12 protein-coding genes are annotated in these 10,383 nt (G+C 37.9%); 2 read left to right on the top strand and 10 right to left on the bottom strand.

Going from position 1 to position 10,383, the window contains the following annotated elements; genetic code table 11:
• Positions 1–425: 425 nt before the first annotated feature.
• The 8 genes from AC5NT5_RS04385 to AC5NT5_RS04420 form a co-directional block, all read right to left on the bottom strand.
• Positions 426–1,157, bottom strand: a complete 732-nt coding sequence (locus AC5NT5_RS04385; RefSeq protein ID WP_024032682.1) for a MauE/DoxX family redox-associated membrane protein — start codon at positions 1,155–1,157, stop codon at positions 426–428.
• Positions 1,158–1,190: 33 nt separating this feature from the next.
• On the bottom strand, positions 1,191–1,700 hold the full coding sequence (locus AC5NT5_RS04390; RefSeq protein WP_024032683.1) for a DUF305 domain-containing protein: 510 nt from the start codon (positions 1,698–1,700) through the stop codon (positions 1,191–1,193).
• A 140-nt stretch (positions 1,701–1,840) separates the two neighbouring features.
• A complete protein-coding gene (locus tag AC5NT5_RS04395) occupies positions 1,841–2,359 on the bottom strand; it encodes a DUF411 domain-containing protein (protein ID WP_024032684.1) in 519 nt (172 codons plus the stop codon).
• A gap of 10 nt (positions 2,360–2,369) precedes the next feature.
• A complete protein-coding gene (locus AC5NT5_RS04400; protein WP_008109928.1) occupies positions 2,370–2,858 on the bottom strand; it encodes a YybH family protein in 489 nt (162 codons plus the stop codon).
• Between the two features lie 22 nt (positions 2,859–2,880).
• Entirely contained in the window at positions 2,881–3,789 is a 909-nt protein-coding gene (locus tag AC5NT5_RS04405) for a CopD family protein (RefSeq protein ID WP_055016677.1), read from the bottom strand.
• An 11-nt stretch (positions 3,790–3,800) separates the two neighbouring features.
• On the bottom strand, positions 3,801–4,208 hold the full coding sequence (locus tag AC5NT5_RS04410; protein ID WP_004588802.1) for a copper resistance CopC family protein: 408 nt from the start codon (positions 4,206–4,208) through the stop codon (positions 3,801–3,803).
• Between the two features lie 22 nt (positions 4,209–4,230).
• On the bottom strand, positions 4,231–5,094 hold the full coding sequence (locus AC5NT5_RS04415) for a copper resistance protein B (protein WP_036972184.1): 864 nt from the start codon (positions 5,092–5,094) through the stop codon (positions 4,231–4,233).
• Entirely contained in the window at positions 5,091–6,914 is a 1,824-nt protein-coding gene (locus tag AC5NT5_RS04420; RefSeq protein ID WP_036972186.1) for a copper resistance system multicopper oxidase, read from the bottom strand. Before AC5NT5_RS04420 ends, AC5NT5_RS04415 begins: the two co-directional genes overlap by 4 nt.
• A 166-nt stretch (positions 6,915–7,080) precedes the next feature.
• Here AC5NT5_RS04420 and AC5NT5_RS04425 point away from each other — a divergent pair, with 166 nt between their 5' ends.
• A complete protein-coding gene (locus AC5NT5_RS04425; RefSeq protein WP_004588805.1) occupies positions 7,081–7,767 on the top strand; it encodes a heavy metal response regulator transcription factor in 687 nt (228 codons plus the stop codon).
• Positions 7,757–9,154 carry a heavy metal sensor histidine kinase gene (locus AC5NT5_RS04430; protein ID WP_055016679.1) on the top strand — a complete coding sequence of 466 codons (1,398 nt, stop codon included), beginning with the start codon at positions 7,757–7,759 and terminating at the stop codon, positions 9,152–9,154. Before AC5NT5_RS04425 ends, AC5NT5_RS04430 begins: the two co-directional genes overlap by 11 nt.
• A gap of 421 nt (positions 9,155–9,575) precedes the next feature.
• Here the strand turns inward: AC5NT5_RS04430 and AC5NT5_RS04435 are convergent, their stop codons facing one another.
• Together AC5NT5_RS04435 and AC5NT5_RS04440 are read right to left on the bottom strand one after the other, a co-directional pair.
• Positions 9,576–9,656: a PEP-CTERM sorting domain-containing protein gene (locus AC5NT5_RS04435; RefSeq protein ID WP_494513499.1), complete on the bottom strand. Its 81-nt coding sequence runs from the start codon at positions 9,654–9,656 to the stop codon at positions 9,576–9,578.
• 191 nt (positions 9,657–9,847) lie between these two features.
• Positions 9,848–10,174: a hypothetical protein gene (locus tag AC5NT5_RS04440; protein ID WP_494513444.1), complete on the bottom strand. Its 327-nt coding sequence runs from the start codon at positions 10,172–10,174 to the stop codon at positions 9,848–9,850.
• Positions 10,175–10,383: the final 209 nt, after the last annotated feature.

The raw sequence follows: 10,383 nt of genomic DNA on the forward strand, positions 1-10,383 counted from the left end.
TTAATCTTCCTCTGATCTTCAAAGGTGCACTGGCACATATTTATAGCGAGCGAATTGCGTGTTTTCCTACCGTATTATAGCTCGCTTTTTTTGAACATGTTATTTCTACCAAAGTCATTAACTAATTGCTAGTAAAAAGAAAATTTAACTATCGAGCATTTTAACTACAGACAAAAACTAGCGATTGGTTCGTTTTCCTGAGTATGCAAGCAATATGCATGATTGATGTAGCTAATGAGCGGCTGCTTCTCGCTCATAGCAGTCTGCCTGATGAAGTCTAAACTTATTCACTTAAACTGTGAGATCTGATATGAGCTAGTACAGCTGATATGCTATTTACGACAAAGTCGCTCGGTAATTAGAGCGACATAATCCCTTGGTAATCACACTAGTACATCATCATGTTTTTAAATTAAAGCTGTTGTTTACTTAACAAACATCCAAATACCGGCAGCGATCATAAACAGGTTTTCTGTTAGGGAGATAAACCCTAGTGGTACGTTACTGTCACCGCCTACACACGCACATTTTAACTCTCGTTTATCTATATAGACTGCTTTTATCACTGAAACAGCACCAACCCCACCTATGAACAATGAAATAGGGGCAATAATATAGGCTGGTAATCCGGCTATCATTCCAATGCCAACAAATGCTTCTAAAAATGGGTAAACATAGGCGTACCTGACTACTTTCATAGCGACTAAGTCATAGGTTATAAATGAATTAGTAAAGCTAAATAAGTCTTGAAGCTTTTGTATTGCTAACACTGCCATTGTTAGGGCTACAAACAGTTCAGCGGTTTGCATTGATAATAAGCTATTATTCGCTGCAAAACTAAATGCCACACTAAGCAAAAAACTAACCGAAAAAATCGCAATCACGGGCGTGTAAGTTGTACCTTCTTGCCCAGCTTTTGGCTTATCAAAGTAATCGAGTAAGTCGTCATAGCCACCTATACGTTTATTATCAATAAATGTTTGAGGTGTAGTTTCTACACTGTGTTGTTTTTTAAATTCATCTGTTTGCTCTCGAGAAGTTAATAGCTGATCATCAACTGTATATCCCTCTCGCTCTAGTAGGTCTTTTGATTTTAAACCAAACGGACAAATATGCTCATCTGTGGCCATTCTAAAAAGTTGGGCTGATTTACTCATGTTTAGCTCCCTTTTATGTATTGGTATAAAATTTTACTTAGCATTAAAATCCGGTACGGTCCTAGATTGTGCTTGCTCCTGAGTTTCTGCTAGGCCATTTTTCTCTATATCCTTTAGTAACCACTGCATTTCTTTAATCTCACGACGCTGTGCCTCAATAATATTTGTTGCAAGCTCTTGGACTCGCTTATCTTTGATTTTTGCCCTTTCACTGGTGAGTATTGCAATTGAATGATGTGGGATCATCGCCGACATCCATGAGCTATCATCAACAGTCGCTTGTGATCGAACTAAAAATAAACTTCCCGCAAATACGGTAACACTAGCAATGAGTACTGTTATATTTTTCTTTTTATCTTTATACATATTGAGCATGAAAAGTAGCATTATCACTGCCATCATGGCTCCCATATAAAGCGCCATATAAGTGCGAGTTTCACTAAAAAAAACATGACTTAGCTGATAAGTATTCAAATACATCAGTACAAACATGACTAATGTTGATGTGGCTATCATTAAGAAAAACTTTAAATACTGCGACATTAGATGGCTCCTTTCTATCATTTACTTTGTATATCATTTATACCAATGGGTAATTCTTACAGGTTATTAGGCGTAAACCCACTATATATTTAATCATTGAATCAATGTTTAATATTACATCAAGAGTTGTGCCATAAGTGTTAAAACTGCTCAGCGTATTTGCTAATATGCTTATAAGTATTTTGCTGTAAATCGTGCGTAAGCATTTCAATATTATATTTATAAAAGCGATCGCCCATTTCCATACCTGGCGTACCAGCAGGCATAGCGGGAACAGAGAGCCCTATCGTCTTTTCAGGATGTTGTTCAGCTAAAAACTGTTTTATATGTTTGGCGGGAACATGACCTTCAAATACAAATCCATCGGCTGAAACGGCTGTATGGCATGACCGCATATTTGATTTTATTTGATACTGAGATTTAATCGTCCCCATGTCATTGACGTTAATTGCTTTTGTTTGAATATTGTTTTCGCTCAAATGAGCAATCCACTTATTACAACATCCACAATTTTTACTTTTATAAACGGTAAGCTCAATTTTAGGTTTTTCTGAATTCTCATAAGTTATTAATGCTTTATGTTGTTTTTCGATACTTATCGCCGAAAATGACATAGTTAATGATAAAAATAACGCTGAGGTAATGTAGATTACTCGCATTCTTAACTCCTTAATTTGACCAATGAATATGAGTGATTTTCCAACCTGTATCGGTGTTTTTTAATGTGATTGATTCCATTCCCATAGACTTAATATCTTTTCCTTTGTACTTTCCTTGAGTTTTACTTCTTGAAATTGAGTAAGCTATGTCTCCATTTGTGTAAACTTGATGCTCTAGTAGTTCACTATTAACAGCACTTAAGAATTTCATATCCGCTATCATATGATGTTTCGCGTATTCATCTGCAGAACGCTCAACACTTCCGCCTTCAAAAATGATGACATCGTCGGCCAGTAATTTACGTGCAGCTTCGCGATTACCTTGTTTTAGAGATGCATGAAATAGGCTGACTGTTTTTGCAGCCTCGCTATCAACATTGACAAAGGCCTTGCCTTTTTTTGAATATTTTTCATCGTCATGTGCACTAACAGTAAAAGAACTAACAGTGCTAAAAATTAGTAGCAATAAAATTTTTAAATTAAAGGATTTAATTAACATACGTTTCCCTTTTTATTAATCGTTAAATAGGCGGACCAACAAGTGTGGTAAATACACTTGTTGTAATAAGTACAAACAGGGCAATTACTATTTCAACAGTAATCGAGCGTTTTAATATACTTATATGGTGTTGTTGAGTGATTTGCGGGACTAAAAAAAGCTTATGCCATGCACCTAGGAGCAGCATCGCGCTGACGAGTAACAGCTTTAATAAAATTAGTTGCCCATAATCTGATGTAAACAATGCAGAAAATGACTCTAGGTACTGCAGGAGCAGAGTTAAGCCCGAAATAAGTAGTACAAATACAATAACAATAGCGAGTTGACCAAAGTAATGCATTAACCGCTTTACTTCACTGGTAGGTAGTAAAGTGCAGCTTTTGTAAAGCGGCCACAATGACCCTAACCAGCTCGCAATGGCAATAAGGTGAAAGGTTAAAATACTTTTCACTAACCCATTTTCGTTTGCACTGTGCCCAGTAAAAGTGAAGCTATAAGCGATAAACCCAAGCATGATTAGTATAACGGCATCGTTTTTATAACCTGCTACGTTATCATCTGATTCCACATTCCACATACATGCGCTAATTAGAGCAATAATAAGCGCTGGTATTCTAAACCTTGCTTGGTCACCTATGACTGATTGCCAAACAATTTCAAGCATAAAGGGGTCAAACATTCCCATAAAGCCTAATTCAGCCATTGCTCCAGCTTCTATAGGTACTTGTAAAAGTGCAGCAATACTACCTGTAACTACACACGTAATTTGCCAACGTTTTAAGAACTGATGAAAGCTAATTAAGTGATGCCCTGCAACATTGCTGTTGCCACACATAAAGCGCATTAATAAAGTGCCCGCAAGCCCTACAATTGCTATATAGCTTGCTAGTTTTAATAATAGTAAGAGCACTGACCATTCACTTAATTGCATGATGTTGCTACTTAATGATTATGTTTGCTGTGGGTATTAGATTGTTCTTGCATCATCTTATGCGATTCATTTTTATGTACCATAAATCTAAACGTGCCAGTCATTTTATGTCCATCACCACCCAGTGCTGTCCATTTAACCGTGTAAGTGCCTTGGGCTAGGCTCGGTAATGACCAATTAAAGTCTGTGCTTGGGGTGGCGCTGGGTTTGAAATCAAAGTTTATTGTTTTATTTTTTTCATCTTTGATGATGACTTTTGCTAGCCTTACTTCACCACTAAAAATTAACGAAAGTTCCTCTGGTCCTTGCATTAACATGGCTTCTTGTGCAGGTATTGATTGCTTGAGTGATATATGCGCTGATGCGGAAAATGTAAGCACTAAACCTAAAATGGCTACTGCAGAGTTAAAAAACTTCATAATTACCTCTTATTTAAAATGATTAAAACCAAAATTTAATACCCGCAACAAATGCGGTGTTGTTGCTACTTTGTCCACTTGATGTGGCATAGTCGGCGGTATTGCCAAATTTATTGCCCCATTCAACGCCAATATAGGGCGCAAACTGGCGTGTAAATTCATAACGAACCCTAAAGCCAATCGCGCTGCTTGATAGGCCACTTCCAAGCTCGTTTTGTTTATCGTTTTTGCCATAAAGTGTAATTTCGGCTCGCGGTTGTATAATTAGCTTTTGCGTGAGTAGTAGTTCGTACTCTGCCTCTAACGTAAATGCGGTATTGCCTCGCTCACCTACGTATGCTGTCATATCAAGTTCAAACCAATAAGGGGCTAAACCTTGTAAGCCAAAAGCCAACCATTGCCGATTTTCACCTTCTTTATTGTAATCAAGACGAACACCTGCTTGAGTATCCCAATATGCTGATACGGCGTGACCCCATAAAATATCGGTTTGGTTTTCTTCAATACTTCCTTCGCTGAAATCACCCTCGGTTTTAATTACCAATCGATCAAAGGTAGTGCCGTACCATGCTTGTAAGTCAAATACACCTGCGTTTGCTTGCTCGTTATATTCAAGACGATCGCCTAGTAATGCGTAAAATGGATGCTCATCAGCGAGTGTTAATCGCTCATTGCCCTCAAGCGCATATGGGCCTTCTGTTAAAGTTGTTCCCGCAGAGTAAGCATGGGGGTCTCTTGCATCTTTAGGTGCACTTCCTCCTTGTGGTTGCATCTTAGCGCTATTCATTTGTGCCATTTCACTTTGCGCTAATAAAGGGAAACTAATTAATGAAGCCCCAGTTAACATTAATAAACTAAATGATTTAGATAGTTTTAATTGTTTCATGATACGACTACCTCTCTAAACATGCCGGCATCCATATGGAATAATAAATGGCAATGCCAAGCCCAGCGCCCTACATCGTGAGGGGTGGTTAAAAAGCTGATTCTTTGTGCGGGTTGAACAGGTATTGTATGACGTCGCACTTGCACATCACCTTGCTCGTTTTCTAAATCACTCCACATACCATGCAGATGCATAGGGTGCGTCATCATGGTATCGTTTTGTAAAATAACTCTTAAACGTTGGTTATGCTTCATATGCACTGGCGTGCTTTTACCAAATTCTAAGCCATCAAATGACCAGCTATAACGTTCCATATTTCCGGTTAAATGCAACTCAATTTCAGCTTCTGGCTCTTGCTGGTTAGTGACCCCTTCAAGTGAGTGTAAATCTGCAAGTGTTAAAACACGGCGACCATTTTTACGTAAACCAATACCAGGATCATCAAGATTTGTTCTAGGCATATCAACGCGCATATCAACTGAAGCTCCATACTCCGTTTTGGCATGACGCACTTTAGGGCTGGCAACTGCCAATGGGTTTTCAGACATACCATGTTTGCTATGATCCATCGCCATTGCACCGTGCTCCATAGCGCTATGATCCATTTCTTTAGAGTTCATACCTGACATGCCAGCCATACCTGCCATTGCAGAATGCTCACCGCCGTGGGTCATATTGCCCATCATATCGGTCATCGTTAACCATTCAACAGGGTCAAGTGCAGGTACTGGCGCATCAATATTAGGCGAGCTTGATAAAGTTCCTTTTGCGTAACCAGAGCGATCCATACTTTGAGCAAAAATCGTATAGGCATCATTTTTAGGCTCAACAATTACGTCGTAGGTCTCACCAGGGCCGAATCTAAATTCATCAACTGTCACTGGTTCAACGTTTTGCCCATCAGCTTGTACAACTGTTAGTTTTAGTTCTGGAATACGAACGTCAAAAAAAGTATTGCTTGAGCCATTAATAAACCTAAGTCTTACTTTTTCTCCAACTTTAAACATTCCTCGCCAATTTGACATTGGCGTACTACCGTTCATTAAAAAGGTCATTGCTGATGCAGATAAGTCAGCTAAATCTGTAGGATTCATTCTCATTTGATTCCACATTTTGCGGCGTTGCAAAGCATTCGAAACACCGCTATTTGAAACGTCATCAAAAAATTCTGGAACAGTGGGCTGATTGAAGTTAAATACATCACTCTGTATTTTTAATTTGCGGAACAGCGCCATTGGGTCATCATCAGTCCAATCAGATAATTGAATAACATGCTCGTTATCTGCACTAATAATATCTTTTTCTCGCGGTTCAATAATTAATGCACCGTACATGCCAGTCATTTCTTGAAAGCCACTATGTGAGTGATACCAATATGTACCGCTTTGTTGTAATTTAAATTTATAAACAAAGGTTTCGCCAGGCATAATGCCTTTAAAACTGATACCAGGTACGCCATCCATTTGGTACGGTAAAATAATGCCATGCCAATGAATTGAACTCGGTACTGATAACTTATTTGTTACTCTAATAGTAACGTCATCGCCTTCTTTGAGGCGCAAGGTAGGGGCGGGTATAGAGCCATTGATAGTTGTCGCCATACGTACTACGCCAGTAAAGTTAACCGGCGATTCATCTATAACCAGATCAATTACTTTGCCGCTAAGTTCGGGCACAGTGCCTGTTATTGTTCCTGTTACTAAAGATGATGCAGCATGTAATACACTCGGAAAAGCAGCAAGTACACCTCCTGCAATTAAGCCTTGAACAAATCGTCTTCGTGGTGTGCTAACCTGTTGTGATGACTTTTTAAACCCCATTTCCTTACTCCTTCATACCAGAATATGTATTGAGTATAGAAAATAGACCTGTCTTAAACATGACGCGAACATTACAAAGTTGTAATGTTGGTGTCATGTTGCTGTAGTGACAGATACTGCATAATATTTGCAGAGGTAGTTGTTAGGACTTTAATGAAGGAATTGTATGCGCTTATTAGTTGTTGAAGATGAATCAAAGACAGGAGATTATTTAAAACAGGGGCTAAGTGAAGCTGGTTTTCAGGTTTCTTTGGCGCGCAATGGACTTGACGGTCATCACCTAGCAATGACCGACTTATTTGATGTAATAATACTTGATGTCATGTTACCTGACGTATCCGGTTGGAAAATTTTACAGTCGCTACGTGAAGCAGATAACAAAACCCCAGTACTATTTTTATCTGCTCGCGATAGTATAGACGATAGAGTAAAGGGGCTCGAACTTGGTGCTGATGACTATTTAATAAAGCCTTTTGCTTTTGCTGAAGTTTTAGCAAGAGTACGCACTCTTATTCGCCGTGGTGTAGTACAAACAGTTGACGATATACTGATAGTTGCTGATTTAGAAATGGATATTCCAAAGCGAAAAATACAACGTGCAGGCAAGCGTATTTTATTGAGTAATAAAGAGTTTAGCTTACTTGAACTATTGTTACGGCGCGAAGGTGAAGTACTGCCACGTTCGTTAATTGCTTCTCAAGTATGGGATATGAATTTTGATAGCGACACCAATGTGATTGATGTTGCCATTCGTAGGCTAAGAGCAAAAGTTGATGATGACTTTACTGTTAAATTAATTCATACGGTTCGTGGTATGGGCTATAAATTAGAGGTTGAAACTGATGGCTATTAAGTCACGGCCTTTATCACTTACGATGCGTGTTGTGTTGTTTGTCGCTGTAACCGTTATTGCGTGCTTAACTTTAGTTGCCACCTTAATAAATAGTTCGATAAAACATCATTTTTTCCAGCAAGATAGTAGTGAACTGCATGTTATTAATCAATCTATTGAATTAGTTTTAAGACAACAGTATAAATCAAACCTGAAACTTAAAAATGAATTATCTAACGCTGTAGCGGGTCATCACGGTGTTTACTATCAGGTAAATACCGCAAAAGGAGAGCTCATTTTTCAAAGTTCTGAACGAGATTTTAGTGATTTTGTAATGAGTGCTAATGCTTCAGCTGGCTTTAACCGTAACAACATTACCTCATGGCAAAATGATACCCACACCTACCGAGCTCTGGTGAGTAATTTAAGTACTGGGCAACAGCAATACAAAATTACTACAGCGATAGACATGAGCTTTCATTTACACTTTCTCAATCAATTTCAACAAAGTCTTTGGGCTATTATGTTTGGCTCTGCGGTACTCATTTTATTGGTGGCTTGGTTTGCTATACATCAAGGATTGAACCCTTTACGAGGTTTGAGTCAGAAAATGCATGACATCCAAACTAATAAGATGGATGTAAGGCTTGATGAAAATAAAGTGCCTATTGAGCTTGTTAATATGGTGCAGTCGTTTAACTCGATGCTCGACAGGCTCCAAAGTGAATTTATTCGTTTATCAAATTTCTCTAGTGATATTGCGCATGAGTTACGTACTCCACTAACAAATATAATCACTCAAACACAGGTTGGTTTATCTAAAAAAAGACAGTTGTTAGAGTATCAAGAATTATTGTTTTCTAATCTAGAAGAGCTGGAACGACTAACTAAGATGGTTAGTGATATGCTTTGGCTTGCAAAAACTCAGAATGGACTGGTTAAACCCGTTCAAAATACTCTAAAAAGCCATGATGAAATTGAAGCATTATTTGAGTACTTTGATGCTTTGGCTGAAGACTCATTGATTACATTTAAGAAAAAAGGTCAAAACCTTTGTTTTTATTGTGACAAATTACACTTTCGCCAATTATTATCAAACCTCCTATCCAATGCAATAAGGTATGCCCCAAAAGGCTCATCAATCACAGTAAATAGTGAAATATTTACCGCTGATAAAATATGTATTTCAGTGATTAATACTGGGGAGAGAATACCTTCTGAGCATTTACCTTATTTATTTGACCGCTTTTATCGACCCGATAAATCGCGCCAACGACACAGCGATGGAGCTGGTTTAGGGCTTGCAATAGTTAAAGCTCTAGCGCAAGCAAACGGTGGAAATATAGAGGTCAGTTCAAATAATCAAACTACCAGCTTTAAAGTTTTTCTAAATTTAGCTAAAAGCTAATTATTAAATTTAATAACCCAATGTTTGCTTGTACCTCTAGACTTCCCAGCTTTCATTAAACACCGGTTTATAAACTTAAAGTACAAAACGGAAGTAAACTTCCGGTTTCTAACCCAATATTGCTATATTTCGGAAGCAAACTTCCGTTTATAGGAATTCAAAGGTAGTTATCGGAAATATACTTCTGTTTTTGAAAGCGTTGGCCTAGATAGCTATATGAGCCATTTTTCGGGGTCTTATTTGAGCGAAAAGCGGAGGGTCGGGTAAACTCGTTTTTGGACAGAAACGTGTTTGAACTGCCCTAGAGCATTAACAAAATTTAGCGATAATTTTTACACACAAAAAAGCCCTAGCAATGGCAGGGCTTATCTAATAGTTCTATGAACCGATTACATCGATAGCAATGCAAAAGTCATTTTCGCTACAGTGTTTTTCGTCTAACTCTAGCTACAAGCCCAGCTAAACCTAGAGCAAACAGTGCAATAGTTGATGGTTCAGACACTTCAGGTGTTGGTTGTGTTTGTCTATCTGAGAGCGCTAAATACAGGCCATCATTTTTTGGATCTGTGTTGAATTGGATGAAGTTAGGCTCATTGTTAATAAAACCATGAGTTTTAGTTGAATCATATTGAATCCCATCAATTACTTTACTTGAATCAATTTCAAAAGGAATAAAGTAATCTCCATTTAAGTTTATATTTGGATCAATAATCGAGTAGTTACTTGCAGAATTCCGAAAAAAACATCAGTATTGAAATTAAATAAATTTTCAAATCCACCCGAATAATTTTCATTATACAAAATCACGTCTGTATTTAGCAGAGATGTAGTTCCAAAAAAAGCCCCTTCATTTGTACTGGCGTTGTAACAAATACCAAAATCATCGGGACCTGTTGAAGTTGCTGCTGACGTTAAGTTGTCGCAATTTTCGATGAACCCTGCAATTGAATGAGTTGAAGCAATAGTTAAAGTTAATACCAACGCGATGACTGCCAACGTTTTATTTTTATAATCCAGCATTACGTTCCCTTATATTGATACTTAAATCTTAGAAAAAACAATACGAAGCAAAATTTGTACCTTATTTATACACCACTATTTGCAGGGGTTACAAAAGCATGACTTAGTTCATTGTTAAATTTATTGACACTTTTGGCGAAGGAACTTAACTCGTTTTGGGGCATAAATGAGTTGGGGGAATGCCCGCTTTATAGAATTGAGCTGATAGC

The organism is Pseudoalteromonas sp. J2K-J599 (assembly GCF_059295115.2).

Bases quoted from the DNA above. Each gene is read 5' to 3' on its own strand.
- AC5NT5_RS04385 (WP_024032682.1), bottom strand. From the start codon at position 1,157: ATGAGTAAATCAGCCCAACTTTTTAGAATGGCCACAGATGAGCATATT.
- AC5NT5_RS04390 (WP_024032683.1), bottom strand. From the start codon at position 1,700: ATGTCGCAGTATTTAAAGTTTTTCTTAATGATAGCCACATCAACATTA.
- AC5NT5_RS04395 (WP_024032684.1), bottom strand. From the start codon at position 2,359: ATGCGAGTAATCTACATTACCTCAGCGTTATTTTTATCATTAACTATG.
- AC5NT5_RS04400 (WP_008109928.1), bottom strand. From the start codon at position 2,858: ATGTTAATTAAATCCTTTAATTTAAAAATTTTATTGCTACTAATTTTT.
- AC5NT5_RS04405 (WP_055016677.1), bottom strand. From the start codon at position 3,789: ATGCAATTAAGTGAATGGTCAGTGCTCTTACTATTATTAAAACTAGCA.
- AC5NT5_RS04410 (WP_004588802.1), bottom strand. From the start codon at position 4,208: ATGAAGTTTTTTAACTCTGCAGTAGCCATTTTAGGTTTAGTGCTTACA.
- AC5NT5_RS04415 (WP_036972184.1), bottom strand. From the start codon at position 5,094: ATGAAACAATTAAAACTATCTAAATCATTTAGTTTATTAATGTTAACT.
- AC5NT5_RS04420 (WP_036972186.1), bottom strand. From the start codon at position 6,914: ATGGGGTTTAAAAAGTCATCACAACAGGTTAGCACACCACGAAGACGA.
- AC5NT5_RS04425 (WP_004588805.1), top strand. From the start codon at position 7,081: ATGCGCTTATTAGTTGTTGAAGATGAATCAAAGACAGGAGATTATTTA.
- AC5NT5_RS04430 (WP_055016679.1), top strand. From the start codon at position 7,757: ATGGCTATTAAGTCACGGCCTTTATCACTTACGATGCGTGTTGTGTTG.
- AC5NT5_RS04440 (WP_494513444.1), bottom strand. From the start codon at position 10,174: ATGCTGGATTATAAAAATAAAACGTTGGCAGTCATCGCGTTGGTATTA.